The organism is Mycolicibacterium sp. MU0050 (assembly GCF_963378085.1).
In the GTDB taxonomy this organism is placed as follows: domain Bacteria; phylum Actinomycetota; class Actinomycetes; order Mycobacteriales; family Mycobacteriaceae; genus Mycobacterium; species Mycobacterium wendilense.
In genome coordinates this window covers 4399037-4417706 of sequence record NZ_OY726395.1, presented here as the reverse complement: position 1 = coordinate 4417706, position 18670 = coordinate 4399037, and the positions used below count along the sequence as shown (strand labels likewise).

Below are 18670 nucleotides of genomic sequence, written 5' to 3'. Positions count from 1 at the left end.
TCTCGGTAGGTGCTCGAATCGAGGCTGCGCTCACCGTGAGGGTTACTCGCACTTTTGCACGACCAGCGCAGCCTCGATGGTGTGAGCCCCCGCTGAAGGAAGCTCAGCGCAGTCTCGCTGGTGGATACCTCGGCGGGAGGACCGTTTACCCGAGAACCCCAGCCCTACAGCGCCCGCACCTCACCGGTCAGATGCGGATACCCCTTGGACAGGTTGCGCAGCGAAAGGTCCCACCCATCGGCGACGCGGTCCACGTACAGCCCCGGGCTCGCGGGCAGGATCACCGGCTTGCCGAACTTCACCGAGTACCGCAGCGCATCGGGAAGCTGACCGTCGATGTTGGCCAATACCGCCGCGGCGCTGAACATCCCGTGCGCGATCACCGTCGGGAAGCCGAACAGCTTGGCGCCCAGCGAGCTGGTGTGGATCGGGTTGCGGTCTCCGCCGACGGCCGCGTACCGGCGAATCTGGCCGGGGGTGATCCGCAGAATCGCATGCGGCGGCGGCAGTTTCGGCTGCTTCACCGGCGGCGGCTTGGGCTCGTCGGACAGGCTGGTGCGTTGCTGATGCAGGAAGGTCGTCACCTGGTGCCAGGCCGCCTCGTTGCCCACGTGCACATCGGTGATGACGTCGACGAGCAATCCCTTGCGGTGCTCGCGCAGGTTCGCGGCCTCGGTCTTCACCGACACCGTGTCGGTGACGGCGATCGGCCGATGCTGGGTGATGTGGTTCTCCACGTGCACGGCGCCGATGGCGGAGAAGGGGAAGTCGAAGCCGGTGATCAGCTCCATCACGGTGGGAAAGGTCAGCGCGAAGGGGTAGGTCACCGGCACGGTGTCGCGATACCGCAGCCCCGTCACGGCGGCGTAGGCCGCGACGTTGTCCCGGTCGATGGCCAGGTCCGTGACCGTCAGGGTGCGCTCGGGCAGGGCATCGCCGCGCGGGATGAACGGCAGCGCCCCGGCCGCCGCGCGGACCATGTTCGACAAGGCGCTCATCATGCCCCCAGCATGGCCTGGCCGCAGACCCGGATCGTGTTGGCGGTCACGGCATTCGAGGCCGGGCTGGCGAAATAGGCGATGGCCTCGGCGACGTCGACCGGCTGGCCGCCCTGGAACAGCGAGTTCATCCGCCGCGCCACCTCGCGGGTGGCGAACGGGATGGCCTCGGTCATCTTGGTTTCGATGAACCCCGGTGCGACGGCGTTGATGGTGATGTCCTTCTCGGCCAGCGTGGGCGCCAGCGCCTCGGTCAGGCCGATCATGCCGGCCTTGGTGGCCGCGTAGTTGGTCTGCCCGCGGTTGCCGGCGATACCGGCCATCGACGACAGCCCGATCACCCGGCCGCCCGCGCCGATGGTGCCGTTGTCCACGAGTCCTTGGGTGAGGCGTTGCGGGGCAAGGAGATTGACCGCGATGACGGCGTTCCAGCGGGCGTCGTCCATGTTGGCCAGCAGCTTGTCCCGGGTGATACCGGCGTTGTTGACCAGGATGTCGGCCTTGCCGCCGTGGTGCTCGCGTAGGTGGTCGGTGAGCCGCTGGACGGCGTCGTCGGCGGTGACATCGAGCGCCAGGGCGGTGCCGCCGACCTTGGTCGCCGTCTCGCCGAGGGCATCCGGGGCGCCCTCTGGTGCGGCCATGTCGACGCACACCACCTTGGCGCCGTCGCGGGCGAACACTTCGGCGATGGTCGCGCCGATGCCGCGGGCCGCCCCGGTGACAATGGCGACCTTGCCGTCCAATGGTTTGTCCCAGTCGGCCGGCGGGGTCGAGTCGGCCGCGCCGACGTAGAAGACCTGACCGTCGACGTAGGCGGACTTGGCCGAGAGCAGGAACCGCAGCGTCGACTCCAGGCCGGTGGCCGCCGGCTTGGCGGCGGGGGAGAGGTACACCAGCGACACCGTCGCACCGCGTTGCATCTCCTTGCCCAGCGACCGGGTGAAGCCCTCCAGCGCCCGCTGGGCGATCCGCTCGTCGGCGCTTTCGGTGTCCTCCGGCGTGGTGCCCACCACCACGATCCGGCCCGACGGTCCGACGTTGCGCAGCAACGGGGTGAAGAAGTCGTGCAGGGCCTTCAGGCCGGCCGGCGCGGTGATTCCGGTGGCGTCGAACAGCAGGCCGCCGAACTTGTCGGCCCAGCGTCCGCCGAGGTTGTCGCCCACCAGGTCGTAATCGTCGGCCAGGGCGGCGCGCATGGGTTCGGCGATGCGCCCCTGGCCGCCGATCAGCAGCGGGCCCGCCAGCGCCGGGTCGCCCGGGCGGTATCGACGCAGGGTCTCGGGCTGCGGGATGCCGAGCTGCTTGGCCAGGAACGATCCGGGTCCGGACAGGACCACCTGCGCGTACAGGTCGTTGGGAAGTTTGGGAGCCACGGCGTTACCTCTCGATGTCAGAAGTCTCAGGCTGTCGTAGACGAACTTACTTGAGAGTAAGAAGTGTAGGTAGTATGGCGGCAATTGGCATCCACCTCAAAACCGACGCAACGGAGATACCCGTGGCCACCAACGCGCAATCGAACTCGAACCCCAGCCGCCGCCCCGTCGCCGTGTTGGGCGGTAACCGCATCCCGTTCGCCCGCTCCGACGGCGCCTATGCGCAGGCGTCGAACCAGGACATGTTCACCGCGGCGCTGGACGGCCTGGTCGACCGATTCGGCCTGGCCGGGCAGCGGCTGGACATGGTGATCGGTGGGGCCGTGCTCAAGCACAGCCGCGACTTCAACCTGATGCGCGAATGTGTCCTGGGCAGCGCACTGTCCCCCGACACCCCGGCCTTCGACCTGCAGCAAGCCTGCGGCACCGGCCTGCAGTCCGCCATCGCCGCCGCCGACGGGATCGCGATGGGCCGCTACGAGGTCGCCGCGGCCGGTGGCGTGGACACCACCTCCGATGCGCCGATCGCCTTCGGCGACGACCTGCGGCGCGTCCTGCTGAGCCTGCGGCGGTCCCGGTCGAATCTGGAGCGGCTGAAGCTGGTCGGCAAATTGCCGGCCTCGCTCGGCGTGCAGATTCCCACCAACGGCGAACCGCGGACCGGGCTGTCGATGGGCGAGCACGCCGCCATCACGGCCAAGCAGATGGGGATCAAGCGGGTCGACCAGGACGAGATTGCCGCGGCCAGCCACCGCAACATGGCCGCCGCCTACGACCGCGGCTTCTTCGACGACCTGGTGACTCCGTTTCTCGGCCTGTACCGCGACGACAATCTGCGCCCCGATTCCTCGCCGGAGAAGCTGGCGAAGCTCAAGCCGGTCTTCGGGGTTCGCAACGGCGACGCGACGATGACGGCGGGCAATTCCACCCCGCTGACCGACGGGGCATCGGTGGCGCTGCTGGCCAGCGAGCAGTGGGCCAGCGACCATGATCTGCCGGTGCTGGCCTACCTGGTCGACGCCGAAACGGCGGCGGTCGATTACGTCGGCGGCGCCGACGGGCTGTTGATGGCGCCCACCTACGCGGTGCCGCGGCTGTTGGCGCGGAACGCATTGTCGCTGCAAGACTTCGACTTCTACGAGATCCACGAGGCCTTCGCGTCGGTGGTGCTCGCCGCGCTGCAGGCCTGGGAGTCCGAGGAGTACTGCAAGCAGCGACTGGGCCTGGACGCCCCGCTGGGTTCGATCGACCGGACCAAGCTCAACGTCAACGGCTCGTCGTTGGCCGCCGGCCACCCGTTCGCGGCCACCGGCGGGCGGATCGTCGCGCAGCTGGCCAAGCAGCTCAGCGAGAAGAAGGCCGAAGCCGGGGGCCGTACCGTGCGTGGTCTGATCTCCATCTGCGCCGCCGGTGGGCAGGGCGTGACCGCCATTCTGGAGGCCTAGAAAGCCGACCCAAATTTGCTGCCCGTGGTTTGTAACGCACCGCGCGGGGTAACCGATGTACTGGGTGGCTCCGTGTTGCCGTCTGACCCCCCGACCCGACGGCAACACGGGGCCAACCTCATCTACCAGGCGTCGGATGGGGAGCTGCTGGAGCAGAGGGGACTCCGGGAGCGCCCCGAATTTCCCCCTGGTGTGAGCTACGACACAGGCGTAGCATCGACGCTACGACGGGTTCGGGAGCGACCAGTCCAAAGTGCCGGCGAAGAGGCGAAGGCCGGACGCGCGAGATCTAAAGAAGACGCCCTCAAATGTCCTCCCGAACCCGCCCTTTTTTGTGCTGACCTCTGACCACGGAAATGGCGACGGCCCCCGCACGCATCCGCGCGCGGGGGCCGCCGTGGTCTTGGCGCCTCGCTAGAAGGCGGCCTCGTCGAGCTCCATGATCTCGTTGTCGAGGTGCTCCAGGATGGCGCGAGTGCTGGTCAGCTGCGGCAGGATGTTCTTGGCGAAGAATCCGGCAGCGGCAACCTTGCCCTCGTAGAACGCCTTCTCGGCACCGGTCGCCCCGGCGTCGAGCTTCTCGACGGCGACCGCGGCCTGGCGCGCGAGCAGCCAGCCCACCAGCAGGTCACCGACCGACATCAGGAACCGCACCGAGCCCAACCCCACCTTGTAGATGCTGGCGGGCTCTTCCTGGGCGGCCATCAGATAACCGGTCAGCGTGGCGGCCATCCCCTGCACATCCTCGAGCGCGGTGGACAGCAGTGCCCGCTCGCTCTTGAGGCGGCCGTTGCCCGACTCGTTCTTGATGAACTCGCTGATCTCGCCGGCGACGTGCGCCAGCGCCTTGCCCTGGTCGCGGACGATCTTGCGGAAGAAGAAGTCCTGGGCCTGGATGGCGGTGGTGCCCTCGTAGAGGCTGTCGATCTTCGCGTCGCGGATGTACTGCTCGATCGGGTAGTCCTGCAGGAAGCCGGACCCGCCGAAGGTCTGCAGGCTCTCGGTGAGCTTGGCGTAGGCCTGCTCGGAGCCGTAGCCCTTGACCACCGGCAGCAGCAGATCGTTGACCTTGAGCGCCAGCTCGGCGTCGACGCCGTGCAACGCCTGCGCCACCTCGACATCCTGGTAGGTCGCGGCGTAGAGGTACAGCGCGCGCATGCCCTCGGCGTAGGCCTTCTGGGTCATCAGCGAACGACGCACATCCGGGTGATGGGTGATGGTCACGCGCGGTGCGGTCTTGTCCGTCAGCTGCGTCATGTCAGCGCCCTGCACGCGTTCCTTGGCGTACTCGAGTGCATTGAGGTAACCGGTCGACAGCGTGGCAATCGCCTTGGTGCCCACCATCATTCGGGCCTGCTCGATGACTTCGAACATCTGCGCGATACCGTCGTGCACCTCGCCCACGAGCCAGCCCTTGGCCGGCACGCCGTGCTGACCGAAGGTCAGCTCACAGGTGGTCGAGACCTTCAAGCCCATCTTGTGCTCGAGGTTGGTGACGAACACGCCGTTACGCTCGCCGAGCTCGCCGGTCTCCGGGTCGAAGTGGAACTTCGGTACGAAGAACAGCGACAGACCCTTGGTGCCGGGGCCGGCGCCCTCGGGGCGGGCCAGCACCATGTGGAAGATGTTCTCGAACAGGTCGTCGGAGTCGGCCGAGGTGATGAAGCGCTTCACCCCCTCGATGTGCCACGAGCCGTCCTCCTGCTGCACCGCCTTGGTGCGGCCGGCGCCGACGTCGGAACCCGCGTCGGGCTCGGTGAGGACCATGGTGGCGCCCCAGTTGCGCTCGGCGGCCAGCTCTGCCCACTTCTTCTGCTCATCGGTGGCGAGGTTGTGCAGGATCAGGGCCATGCCGCTGCCCATCGCGTACATGTACGCGGCGGGGTTGGCGCCCAGGATGTGTTCGATCAGGGCCCACTGCAGCGCGCGGGGCATCGGCATGCCGCCGAGTTCCTCGGGCATGCCGATCTTGTCCCAACCGCCGTCGTACAGCGTGCGCATCGACTTCTTGAACGACTCGGGCACCGTCACCGAATGCGTCTCCGGATCGAAGACCGGGGGATTGCGGTCGCCGTCGACGAAGGACTCGGCGATCGGCCCCTCGGCCAGCCGCGCCATCTCGGCGAGCATTTCACGGGCGGTGTCGGTGTCGATGTCGCTGAAGGCACCCTGGCCCAGCGCCTTGTCGACGCCCAGTACCTCGAACAGGTTGAATTCCTGGTCACGAACGTTGGATTTGTAGTGGCTCACGTTTCCTCCTCGGTGAGAACTGCCACTGGCTTGAGCGATGTTCAGGTTTCTTCGGTTGGGTACTTCGGATAAGTTACCCACCAGTAACTGTGCTGACTATACCGCTCGGTAACTTCAACGCAAAGCCTGCGCGAGCTATTTCCGTCAACTAACCAACCGAGTGGTTGGCCGACCTCGGGAAATGGGCGGGCACACCCACGCTGACCGGGGAATTCGGGCCAAGCGTGACGCTTGTCACCCGCGCTGCGGCTAGGTTGACCGAATGCATCGACTCGCAATCTGGGGGACCGGCAACATGGGTGCCGCTGCCATCCGGTCGGCCACCGCATTCCCCGGCCTGCGCCTCGTCGGCGTGCTGACCTCGACACCGGAGAAGGTCGGGAAAGACGCCGCGGTCCTGGCGCGACTCGAGACGCCGACGGGTGTGGCGGCCAGCGCCGACGTCGACGGGGTGCTGGCGTCGTGCGACGCGGTGGCCTACCTGGCCTCCGGCGACATCCGTCCCGACGAGGCGGTGACCGACATCGAACGGTGCCTGCGCGCCGGCGCGCACGTGGTCACCCCGTCGCTGTACTCGCTCTACGATCCGCGCTCGGCACCACCGGAATGGGTCGCCCGGCTCACCGCCGCCGCCGAGGAGGGGCGCTCGACGCTACTGGTCAGCGGGGTGGACCCCGGCTGGGCCAACGATGCGCTGGCCGTGTTGGCCGCCGGCCTGTGCACCCGCATCCGCACCATCCGGTGCCAGGAGATATTCGACTACTCGACCTACGACCAGCCCTACGCGGTGCGGGTGTCCTGCGGGTTCGGTGCGCCGATGGATCAGGTCCCGATGATGTTGTTGCCGTCGGTGCCGACCATGGTGTGGGGCGGCAACATCCGGCTCATCGGCCGCGGCCTGGGCCTGGAAATCGACGAGATCACCGAGGAGGTCGAACGACGGCCGCTGGAGGAATCCTGCGACAACGTCCTGGGGCGCTTCGAGGCGGGCACCCAGGGCGCCTTCTACCTGAAGGTGATCGGCTGGGCCGACGGGAAGCAACGCGTCGTCGTCGAGCACATCACGCGGATCGATCCGAACTGCGCCCCGGACTGGCCGCAGCCCGAACAGGGCGCCGGGGATCACCGAGTGATCGTGGACGGCGACCCACAGCTGAGCGTCATCACCCGAGCCGATGTGCCGGGCGGCACCCGCGCCGACGGCGGCAACACCACCGCCGCCAATCGGCTGCTCGGCGCGATCGACTGGCTGGCTGGCCAGCAGCCGGGCATCTACGACGGCCTCGACGTCCCGCTGCGCCCGGTGCTGGCACCGGAACTGGAGGCCACCCGCTGGGTCTGACGGTGGGTCAGGTGGCCTCGGGTGCGGGTTCGGCCGCCGATTCGGGCTCGGCTGGCGCCTCGGCCTCGGCCTCGGGCTCGGGCGCGGCCTCGGACGCGGCCTCGGGTTCCGGTTCGGCGTCGGGGAGCTGGCCGACGAGGTACTCGGCGAGCCCGCCGATGGTCGGGTAATCGAACACCGCGGTCGCGTTGATGGTGAACGCGCCGCCGAACTGACTGTGCAGCCGGTTGCGCAGCTCGATCGCCATCAGCGAGTCGGTGCCCAGATCCAGGAATCGGCTGGATGCGGCCGGCGGCTGGGCGAGCCGCAGGAAGTTCTGCACCTCGCGCTGCAGGAACTCGGTCACGAACCCGGCGCGCTGCGGCACCGGGATCTCCTGCAGTTGCTTGAGCAACTCGCTGTCGCCGACCACTTCCCCGACCGCGCTCGGCAACACCAGATCGAGGATCGGTGGGCGGGAGGCGCCCAGCACCTTCGCCGCCCGTTGCCAATTCGCCTTGAGCACGGTCGCCTGCCCGGTGCCGTTGGCCATCGCCTCGGCCAGCGCACTCAGCGCCGCCGAGGGCTCCAACGGGATCAGGCCCTGCGCACCGATATTGGCGGTCGCCGCCTCCGAGGAGGCCATGCCGCCCTGGGCCCACGGACCGAAGTTGACGCCGGTGGCGGGCAGGCCCCGCGCCCGGCGCTGCGCGATCAGGCCGTCGAGCAGCGCGTTGGCCGTCGCGTAGTTGGCCTGGCCGGGCGAGCCGAACAGGCTTGACACCGAGGAGGACACGATGAAGAAGTCCAGCTCGTCGTCGAGGGTCAGCCGGTCCAGGTGATCGGCGCCGAATGCCTTCGGCTCCAAGGTGGTTCGGAACCGCTCCAGGCTCTGCTGCGACAGCAACGCGTCGTCGAGCACACCGGCCAGATGCACCACTCCGGCCAGCGGCGGCAGCTCCGCGCGGATCCGGTTCAGCAGCGCTACCACCGCGGTCTCCTCGCCGACGTCAGCGGTGAGCACGTGGACGCGGCACTTGTACCGGTCGGCGATGTCGTCGATGGTCTGCTGCGTGGCCGCATCGGGCCCGCGGCGACTGGTCAGCACGATGTCGCCGGCGCCGAGCTGGGCCAGGTAGGCCGCCGTGTGCAAACCGATCGCACCCAGGCCACCGGTGATCAGGTAGCTCCGATCCGCCCGGGGCTGAAGCGGTTTCGGCATCTGCACCACGATCTTGCCGATGTGCCGGGCCTGCTGCATCCGCCGGAACGCGGCGCGGGCCTCGGTCAGCGGATAGATCTCGGCGGGCAGCGGCTGCCATTCCCCGTCGGCCAGGCCCTGCGACACCTCGGTCAGCAGGCTCCGAATGCGTTCCGGGGATTGGAATGTCACCGTGTCGAGCGCCACGATCTCGTAGTCGATGTCCGGACGGACCGCGGCCATCTGCTCCGGGGTCCAGATGTCGCGCTTGGCGATCTCGGCGAAGCGGCCGTTGCGGGCGGTGGCTCGCACGGTCGCGTCGAGGAAGCCCTCGTTGGTGAGGCTGTTGAGCACTACGTCCACGCCCGCGCCGTCGGTGTCCGCCAGGATCTGGTCGGCGAAATCCGTACTGCGCGAGTCGTAGACGAACTTCACCCCCATCTTGCGCAGCGTCGCACGCTTGAAGGTGCTGGCGGTGGCGAACACGGTGGCGCCGCACTGCTGCGCCATCTGGACCGCGGCCAGGCCCACCCCGCCGCTGGCCGCGTGGATCAGCACCCGGTCGCCGGGCTGCAGTCGCGCCCAGTCGAACGCCAGCCGCACGGTCAGCGCCGCGGCCGGAATGGTGGCGGCCTCGACGGCGCTCACCCCGTCGGGGATCGGCGCCAGCAACTGCGCCGGTACGTTGAACCGACTGGCGAACGCGCCCTGCATGAACCCGTACACCCGCTGGCCGACCTCGAGCCCCTCGACGCCCTCGCCCAGCTGGGTGACGACGCCGGCGAAGTCCCCGCCGATCGGGCCGGGGTCGCCCGGGTAGAGGCCCAACACGTTGAGCACGTCCCGGAAGTTCAGGCCGGCAGCCTCCACCCGTACCTGTACGTATCCCTCGTCCGGGGCGGGCACCTCGGTCTCGGCGAGCCGCAGGTTGTCGATGGCGCCGCGCTCGGTGGGCGCCAGCGCGTAGTCCGGCGAACGCGGCACCGTGAGATGGCCGCTGCGTGCCCACGGCAGCAGCCGCGAGGCCAGTAACTTCCCTTGTCGCAGCGCGAGTTCCGGCTCGGCCACGGCGCCGGCCGGGCTCAACAAGTCGGCCAGCACCTGCACCGCCTCGGGAGACCCGTCGCAGTCGACCAGCTTCGCCCGCACCGCGGGTTCCTCGTTGATGGTCGTGCGCCCGAACCCCCACAGCGCGGCCTGCACCGGGTCCACCGGCTCCCCGGACTCGGTGGCCACGGCCCGTTCGGTGACGATCCACAGCCCGCCGGGCAGCTTCAACCCGCCCTGCACGGCGTGCACCGCGCCGAGCAGGTTGGTGATCTCCGACTCCAGCCTGGCGGCCGCGGCGGCGCCCGCTTCGCCGGGCAGCGCCGCGGTGGCGCGCCAGACGACCCCGGAGTACGCCATCCCGCGGTCCTGGGCCTGCGTGAGCTGTTCGGCCAGCGGCGTCGGGTCGGTGAGCCGGTCCCAGCTGAGGCAGCCCGGCAACTTGTCCGCGAGTTCGTCGAAGCCCGCGACCAGCCAGGTTCCGGTCGGGCCGGGCGCGTCCGCGCTCACCGCCGGCGCGGGCACCTCGTGCCAGCCGACGGTGTAGAGCAGCCGGGTGGCGTCGCCGCCGAGGCCGCGCAGCAGCGCCTCCCGGGGCGCGCGTTTGACGGTGAATTCCCGAATCCCGCCCAGTTGGCGGCCATCTCGGTCGAGGAAGTCCAGATCGAACACCTGGGTCTCGCTGTCCAGCGCGCTGGTGTGCCACCGCGCGCGGCAGTAGAAGCGCCGGGGCATCTTCTCGCGCAGCATGACCTGCCCGTAGCGCAGCGGCAAGAACAGATCGTTGACGCCCTGCTCCGCGGCGAGCAGCGCCGGGAACGCCGGGAAGGCGACGCCGGTGCACAGGTCCATCAAAACCGGGTGCATCGGCTCGGCGCCGAGTTCGGCGGCCAGTTCGGGTCCGACGAGAATGTCGCCGATCGCCTCGCCCTCGCCCAGCCACAGGGATTTCAGTGACCCGGACCAGGTGGGCCCCCAGGCCAGTTCCATGTCGGCGAACGTCTCGAACAGGTCCTGCGGGCGCATGCGTTCCAGTCGCTCGATCGCCTCGTCGACCGGTTCGGGTGTCGCCGTGGATTCGGGGTCGGGCGCGCCGGTGTCGTCGTCGGCGCCGGGAAGCACGGTGCCTTCGGCGTTCAACGACCATTCGGCGCCGCGTTCGCCGTACGGGCGGCTGTGCACCTGGAAGGTCGACCCCTCCGCGCCGTCGCGGGGATGCAGTGTCAGCTGCACCTCGCGAGAGCTCTTCTCGGGCAGGATGATCGGCTCGTAGAAGAATACGTCCTTGGTTCGGGCCGGGGTGCCCACCGCGGCGAGGGCCATGGCCGCATACGTCGCACCCGGGACCACGACGGTGCCGTAGATGACGTGATCGGCCAGCCACGGTTGGGATTTCACCGACAACCGGCTGGTGTAGACGGTGTCGCCGGAGGCGAGGTCCTTGCCGCTGCCCAGGATGCCCGACACCGCCGGACCGTCGACGGTGATGCCGGCGGTCTTCGGCCAGAACCGGCGCCGCTGGAACGGATAGGTGGGCAGTTCGAGCACCCGACGGGGCTGCCGGTGCAGCGCGGCGAAGTCGGGCTGGTGTCCGGCGGCGTAGGTCGCGGCCAACGCGTCGGCGATCTGGCGCCGGTCGTCGATGCCCTTACGCAGCGAGGCGATGGCCCGCGGCGGAGCGAGGTGCTCCGGCCAGACCTGCACCGCGGCACCGGTCAACACAGGTTGCGGACCGATCTCCATCAGCACCGAGCAACCCAGCGCCGCCACGGTGCGCACGCTCTCGGCGAACTGCACCGGCTGCCGGGAATGCCGGCGCCAGTACTGGGCGTCCAGGGCATGGTGCGTCGCGAGCACCGCGCCGGTCCGGTTGCACACCAGCGGCAAGGTCGGCACCCCGAACTCGAACTGCCCCGCGTAGACCTCGAACTCGTCGAGCACCGGGTCCAGTAGTTCGGAGTGGAAGGCGTGGCTGGTTTCCAGCCAGGTGCAGCGGATGCCCTCGTCGGTGAAGGTGGCGACGATCTGCTCGAGGTCGGAGCCGGGCCCCGAGAGCACGGTGTTGGGTCCGTTGTAGGCGCCGACGGAGATCCGGGGGAACTTGCCGGCGATCTCCTCGACGTGCTTGGGGTCGGCGAAGATCGCCACCATCCGCCCGCCCTCGGGCAGGCTGCCGAACATCCGGCCGCGCTCGGCCATCAGTCGTGCGCCGTCTTCGAGTCGGAAAACCCCGGCCACGCACGCCGCGGCGTACTGGCCCACACTGTGCCCCAGCACCACGTCGGGTTCGATTCCCCACGACTGCCACAGCCGCGCCAGACCCATCTCGATGGCGAACAGCGCCGGTTGCGCGTAGGACGTGTGCCGCAACCGTTCCCCGGTCTCCCGGTCGGCGGCGAACAGCACCTCCAGCAGCGGGACGGGCAGCATGTCGTCGACCGCCTCGGCGCACCGCCGCACGGTGTCCGCGAAAACCGGTTCCGCGTCGAACAATTCGCGCGCCATGCCGGCATACTGGCTGCCCTGTCCGGTGAACAGCCACGCCGTGGTCGGCGGCCGGGTGTGCTCGCCGAGAACGACGCCGGGCCGGGCCCGGTTCGCGACGACATCGGCCAGGGCCCGGCGCGCGCTGTCGGCCGAATCCACGACCAGCGCGGCGCGATGCTCGAAGTGCGACCGACCCGTCCCGGCGGTGCGGGCCAGGGTGGCCAGGTCGGTCTCGGGGTGCGCGCTCAGCCACGCGTCGTAGCGCTGGGCCAACGCCACCAGTGCCTCCGGCGAGCGCGCCGACAGCGGCAGCACCTGGATGGCGGTCTCGGGGGCGTCGTCGGCCGCGGAACCGTCCGCCGGCGCCTCCTCGATCAACACGTGCGCGTTGGTGCCGGTGAACCCGAACGAGCTCACCCCGGCCCGGCGCGGTCGGCCGTTGGCCTGCCAGGGCAGCGCCGTGTCCACCACCCGCACCGGCAGCGAATCCCACGGGATGTGCGGCGACGGGGTGTCGAAATGCAGGCTGGCGGGCAGCATTCCGTGCTGCAGCGCCAACACGACCTTGATGAGTCCGGCTGCGCCGGAGGCGGATTCGGTATGACCGATGTTCGTCTTCACCGAGCCCATCAGCAGCGGCCGATCTGCGTCGCGCGCGCCGCCGTAGGCGGCCGCGGCCGCCTGGACTTCGATCGGGTCGCCGAGCGGGGTCCCCGTCCCGTGCGCCTCGAGGTAGTCGACGTCGCCGCCGGAGAGCCCGGCGCGGGCCAGGGCCGCCTCGATCAGGCGCTGCTGCGCACCGCCATTGGGAACCGTCAGGCCGCTGGAGGCGCCGTCCTGGTTCACCACGCTGCTGGGAATCACGGCGCAGATCCGGTCGCCGTCGCGCTGGGCGTCGCTGAGGCGCTTGAGCACCAGGATCCCGCAGCCCTCGCTGCGCACGTAGCCGTCCGCGGACGCGTCGAACGTCTTGCACCGCCCCACCGGGGACAGCATCCGGGCGCGGGCGGCGGCGACCACGGTGACCGGGCTTAGCAGCACGTTGACCCCACCGGCCACCGCCAGGTCGCAGTCGCCGGAATGCAGGGCCTGGCAGGCCTGATGGACCGCCACCAGGGCCGAGCTGCAGGCGGTGTCGACGGCGACGGCCGGTCCCTCGAAGCCCAGTGCGAACGACACCCGTCCGGAGATGGCGTTGAGCGCGTTGCCGGTGATGAAGTGCGGCTCGATCTTGTCGATCGGCTCGGCCGACAGCAGGTGCGCGTACTCGTTGGCGGCCACACCGGTGAAGACCCCGGTTCGGCTGCCGCGCAACGATGCCGGTGCGTATCCGGCCCGCTCGAGCCCCTCCCAGACGGTCTCCAGGATCAGCCGCTGCTGCGGCTCGATCCAGACCGCCTCGCGGGGCGAGATGCCGAAGAACTCCGGATCGAAACCGTCGATGCCGTCCAGGAACCCGCCGAAGCGGGTGTAGGTCTTGCCGGGCGCGTCCGGGTCGGGGTCGTAGAACTCGTCAATGTCGAAGCGGTCCTCGGGGACCTCCCGGATCGCGTCGACGCCCTCGGCGAGGACCTCCCAGAAGGCTTCCGGGTCCGGCGCGCCGGGGAACCGGCACGACACGGCGACGATCGCGATCGGTTCGTCCGAGCGGCTCACCGCCGCGACCGGCGCCGCCGCGGGGGCCGCCTGGGCCCCGAGCCCCAGCACATCGTCGAGCAGGTAGTCGGCGACGTCGGCGAGCCGCGGGTGATCCATCACCAGGGTGATCGGAATCTCTTGGCCCACACCCTGTTCGATGCGGCGGCGCAGTTCGACGGCCATCAGCGAGTCCATGCCGAGATCGAAGAAGCCCGCATCCTCGCGGATCTCCGACGGGTCGACGCGGGTCACCTCGGCGACCGCCTCCCGGAGATGATCGGTGAGCAGCTTCTTGCGCTGGCCTATCGGGGCGGCGGTCAGTCGTGCGACCAGTTGGGTCGGCCCGGCGGGGGAGACGCCCGCGGCCGCCGTGGTGGCCTCGGCGGGCACTTCGCGTTCCAGTTCCGAGAGGAAGCCCCGGCGGCCCGCCTGCTGGTACAGCGGCAGGAATCGGGTCCAATCGACGCGGGCCACCACCCCCTGGGCGGTTCCTTCGGCGGCGACCGCGGCGACGTCGGCCATTCCGGCCAGCGCATCGGTCGGCGAGAGAGTCCGGATGCCGCGGGCCTCCAGACGCGCACGGGATTCCGCGTCGGCCATGCCCGTCGACCACGGACCGAAGTTGACGCTGACCCCCGGGATGCCCTGCGCGCGCAGCCGCCAGGCCAGCCCGTCGAGGAATGCGTTGGCGGCGCCGTAGGCGGTCTGGCCGAACCCGCCCCAGACCGATGCGATCGAGGAGGTGCACAGGAAGAAGTCGAGCTCCAGGCCGGCGGCGGCCTCGCTCAGATGGGCGGCACCCCAGACCTTTCCAGCGAAGACGCGGTCTACTTCGGTGTCTTCCAGGCTGCTCAACGGTGTGGCGCCAATCTCGCCGGCGGCGTGGACGATGCCGGCCAACGGCGGCAGGTCGGCGGCCACGCCGGCCAGCAGGCGCTCGACCGCGTGCGCGTCGGCGACATCGGCGGCGACAACGCGCACGGCACAGCCGTGCTGCGCGCTGAGCGCATCGATCCGCTGCTGGGCGGCATCGCTGGGCCCGCGGCGACCGGTCAGCACCAGCTGCCGGGCCCCACGGGCGGCGAGGTACTCGGCGATCTCGAGGCCCAACGACCCGAGCCCGCCGGTCACCAGATACGTTGCCTCCGGGCGGATCTCCATCGGGGCGACGGTCCGGGCACGACGCCGCCGCAACCGGCGCAGGTAGCGGTCCGGGCCCCGCAGCGCCACCTGATCCTCGAGGGCATCGGCGGGGCGCGGGGCCGCGATCGCGTCGGGCAACCGGGACCACTCGTCGGCTGCGGGCTCACCGGGCGACAGGTCGACCAGCCCGCCCCACAGCTGCGGATGCTCGAGCGATGCGGCCCGGCCAAAACCCCACAGGCAGCTCTGATCCGGTGCCACCACATCGGTCTCGGTGACGCGTTGCCCGCCGCGGGTCACCAGCCAGATCGGGCTGCGCGACTCCGCGGCGACGGCGGCGCGGAACAGCCGCCGCGTCCCGGTGAGAACCCGGTGTTGCATCCGCAGCAGCGCGCGGGTGGAAAGCCCGGTCTGGGGATCCGGATCGGTGTCCAGCGCCGCGACGTGCAGGATCCGCAGGCCACCGGACGGGGCATCGGCGGCCGCGGCGCGTAGCAGCTCGCTGAGTTGGGCCTCCTCGGCGTCAGAGGCCGGCAGGCCGACGATCTGGTACCGGTGCCCGCGCGCGGTCAGCAGGTCGATCAGGGGCCGGGTGGCGGCGCTGTCCTCGCCGACGAGGATGACGCCGGCCGCGTCGTCGCCGCCGCCAAGGGTGGAAGTGTCTTTCTCCCAGTCGATTTCGTAGCGATCGCCGGCGACGACCTGGGTGGCGCGCTGTTGGTTGTGGTGGGCGGCGAGTTTGCGCAGCACCTCGCGGGTCCGCGGGTCGCCGTCGGCGTCGTCGAGCAGGGCCGCGAGTTCCTCGATCCGCCCGTCCTCGAGCAGGCTCAGGGTCTCCGTGCGCGCGGCGGGTGCCGGATGGGCGTCGACCCGGTCGTCCTGCCGATTGTCGGAATACCAGTACTGGCGGCGCTCGAACGGATAGGTGGGCAGATCGAGCTTGCGCGCCCCGGGTTGCCGGAACGCTTCGAACGCGGGCAGGTGGCCCAGCGCGTAGGCCTCGGCGACGGCCTCGATGATCTGCCGGTGGTCGGCGGCCTTGGGGCGCAGCGAGGCGAGTGCCCGCGGCGCGGTGGCCGGGTCGGGCCACGCGGCCAGGGCGGCGGCGGTGAGGACGGGGCGGGGGCCGATCTCGAGCAGCACCTTGCAGTTCAGCTCGGCCAGGGTACGCACGCTCTTCGCGAACTCCACCGGCTGGCGGGCGTGGCGCCGCCAGTAGGCGCCGTCGAGGCGCACACTGCGGCCCAGTGCCTTGCCGGTGCGGTTGTCGATCAGAATCCGTTGCGGGGCAGCGAAGGTGAACTGCTGGGCGTACGCCTCGAACTCGTCGAGGATGGGGTCCAGCAGCGACGAATGGAATGCGTGGCTGGTGTCCAGCCAATCGCAGCGCACGCCGTCGGCGGACAGCGTTGCCACGGCCTTCTCCAAATCGGTTGCGGGCCCGGATAATACCGTGTTGGCGCCGTTGTAGGCCGCGACCGACAGGGTGGGGAACTCGCTGGTCAGGGCCTCGGCGCGGTCGGCGGAGGTGAACACGGCGACCATGCGGCCACCGGCGGGCAGGCTGCCGAACAGGCGGCCCCGCTCGGCCATCAGCCGGGCGCCGTCGGTGAGGCTGAACACGCCCGCGACGCAGGCCGCCGCGTACTGGCCGACGCTGTGCCCCAGCACCACATCGGGTTCCAGGCCCCAGGACTGCCAGAGCCGGGCCAGGCCCATCTCCACCGCGAACAGCGCCGGTTGGGCGTAGGAGGTCTGCCGCAGGGTCTCCGCGCTGACGGGGTCGTCGGTCGCGAAAACCACGTCCAGCAACGGCGTTTCGAGGACATCGTCGACCGCCTCGGCGCACTGCCGCAGCGTCTCGGCGAACACCGGCTCGGTGTCGAACAGCTCCCGGGCCATTCCCGGGTATTGGCTGCCCTGGCCGGTGAACAACCAGGCGGTCTTCGGCGCGTCGTGGGACTCCCAGCGGACCAGTCCCGGGGCGGGGCGATCGTCGGCGAGCGCGCCGAGCAACTCGATGGCCGCCGCTCTCGAATTGACCACCAGCGCGGCCCGGTGCTCCAGGTGCGCCCGCGCGGTGCCGGCGGTGAACGCCGCGTCGGCCAGGGTGGCGTCCGGATGCGCGCGCAGCCAGTCGCGGTAGTGCTCGGCGAGGCGCGCCAGGGCGCCCGGCGTGCGCGCCGACAGCGGAAGGACGGTGAATTCGGGTGCCACCGGCGTCGGGTCCGGCGTCGGCGCGCTGCGAGGGAGTGCGGGCGCCTCCTCGAGGATGACGTGGGCGTTGGTGCCGGCGAACCCGAACGAGCTGACCCCGGCGATCCGGGGCTGGTCACCACGCGTCCAAGCAGTGCGCTCCTGCACCACCTGCACCGGCAGCCGCTCCCACGGGATGTGCGGGGAGGGATTCTCGAAGTTGAGGTGCCGGGGCAGGGTCTCGTGCTCCAGCGACAGCACGACCTTGATGACGCCGGCGATGCCGGCGGCGGCCTCGAGGTGGCCGATGTTGGTCTTCGCCGAGCCGATGAGCAGCGGCCGCGCGGGGTCACGGCCGGTGCCGAGGGCCTCGCCCGCGGCCTGGGCCTCGATCGGGTCGCCCAGCGAGGTGCCGGTGCCGTGCGCCTCGAGGTAGCCGACGTCACGGGGCTTCAGGCCGGCGCGGGCCAGCGCGTCGGCGATGACCCGTTGCTGCGCCACGCCGTTGGGCACCGTCAGCCCGCCGGAGGCGCCGTCCTGGTTGACGGCGCTACCGCGGATCACCGCGCGGATGTGGTCGCCGTCGCGCAGCGCGTCCTCGAGCCGCTTGATGACCACGACACCACACCCCTCGCCGCGCACGTAGCCGTCGGCGGCGGCGTCGAACGTCTTGCAGCGGCCGTCCGGGGCCAGCATGTGTGCGCTGGAGAAGGTGATCATGGTGGCGGGGGTCAGCAGGACGTTTGCTCCGCCGGCCAACGCGAGATCACATTCGCCCAGCCGCAGTGCCTGGCAGGCCTGATGAATGGCCACCAACGACGAGCTGCACGCGGTGTCGACGGCCACGGCCGGCCCCTGCAACCCCAGTCGGTGGCTGATCCGGCCCGCCGCGGCGGCGTTCGACGTGCCGATGGCCATGTAGGCCTCGATCTCCGGGTACGTCAGTTCGTCGGAGGCCATGCCCAGGTAGTCGTGGGTGGCCAGGCCCACGAATACGCCAGTGTTGGTGTCGGCCAATGCCGTTGGCGCCGTGCCGGAATGTTCCACCGCGTGCCACGCGGTCTCGAGGAGCAGTCGGTGCTGCGGGTCCAGCAGCCTGACCTCGCGCGTGGACATCCCGAAGAACGGCGCGTCGAACCCGGTCGGGTCGTCGACGAAGCCGGCGCGCCGGGTGACGACCTTGCCGGGGGCCCCTGGCTCGGGGTCGAAGAACTCGTCGGCGTTCCAGCGGTCCGCGGGCACTTCCGAGATCGCCTCGCGGCCCTCGTGCAGCAAATGCCAGTACTCGTCGGCGTTCTCGGCTCCGGGGAACCGGGCCGCGTAGCCGATGATGGCGAATCGCGGGGTCGGTTCGGCCGGGTGTTCGGCGGAAGTCATGCCGTTTCCCTCCCTGAGGCGGCGCTCGGACGTGGTCCGGTGGTCCAAATTGGCGCGTCCGAAAAGCTACTCCTCGGAAGCACACTATGGCATTGTTCACCTGCGGCCTATGGGGATCCCTCGAAGGGGGCTTGGGCCGGCACCGGGGGCAGACGTCAAAGCTGGCAGTATGTTGGTCCCGCGTTGGCTGATGG

The 18670-nt window shown here is 70.2% G+C and carries 6 protein-coding genes; 2 read left to right on the top strand and 4 right to left on the bottom strand.

Annotation, left to right across the window (positions count from 1 at the left end; all coding sequences use genetic code 11):
• Positions 1–164 precede the first annotated feature (164 nt).
• Positions 165–1001: a MaoC/PaaZ C-terminal domain-containing protein gene (locus tag R2K23_RS21070; RefSeq protein WP_316512336.1), complete on the bottom strand. Its 837-nt coding sequence runs from the start codon at positions 999–1001 to the stop codon at positions 165–167.
• Entirely contained in the window at positions 998–2371 is a 1374-nt protein-coding gene (locus R2K23_RS21065; protein WP_316512335.1) for a 3-oxoacyl-ACP reductase, read from the bottom strand. Before R2K23_RS21065 ends, R2K23_RS21070 begins: the two co-directional genes overlap by 4 nt.
• A 122-nt stretch (positions 2372–2493) precedes the next feature.
• Here R2K23_RS21065 and R2K23_RS21060 point away from each other — a divergent pair, with 122 nt between their 5' ends.
• Positions 2494–3816 (top strand): acetyl-CoA C-acetyltransferase, encoded by a 1323-nt coding sequence (locus R2K23_RS21060; protein ID WP_316512333.1) that lies wholly within the window; start codon positions 2494–2496, stop codon positions 3814–3816.
• Between the two features lie 414 nt (positions 3817–4230).
• Here the strand turns inward: R2K23_RS21060 and R2K23_RS21055 are convergent, their stop codons facing one another.
• On the bottom strand, positions 4231–6066 hold the full coding sequence (locus tag R2K23_RS21055) for an acyl-CoA dehydrogenase (protein ID WP_316512331.1): 1836 nt from the start codon (positions 6064–6066) through the stop codon (positions 4231–4233).
• A gap of 262 nt (positions 6067–6328) precedes the next feature.
• On the opposite strand from R2K23_RS21055, the gene R2K23_RS21050 reads away from it, so the two are divergent.
• Positions 6329–7408, top strand: a complete 1080-nt coding sequence (locus tag R2K23_RS21050) for an NAD(P)H-dependent amine dehydrogenase family protein (protein ID WP_316512329.1) — start codon at positions 6329–6331, stop codon at positions 7406–7408.
• A gap of 7 nt (positions 7409–7415) precedes the next feature.
• Here the strand turns inward: R2K23_RS21050 and R2K23_RS21045 are convergent, their stop codons facing one another.
• Positions 7416–18476: an SDR family NAD(P)-dependent oxidoreductase gene (locus R2K23_RS21045; RefSeq protein WP_316512328.1), complete on the bottom strand. Its 11061-nt coding sequence runs from the start codon at positions 18474–18476 to the stop codon at positions 7416–7418.
• Between the last annotated feature and the right edge of the window lie 194 nt (positions 18477–18670).

Coding starts and splice junctions, on each gene's coding strand:
- R2K23_RS21050 (WP_316512329.1), top strand. CDS start 6,329: ATGCATCGACTCGCAATCTGGGGGACCGGCAACATGGGTGCCGCTGCC.
- R2K23_RS21070 (WP_316512336.1), bottom strand. CDS start 1,001: ATGATGAGCGCCTTGTCGAACATGGTCCGCGCGGCGGCCGGGGCGCTG.
- R2K23_RS21045 (WP_316512328.1), bottom strand. CDS start 18,476: ATGACTTCCGCCGAACACCCGGCCGAACCGACCCCGCGATTCGCCATC.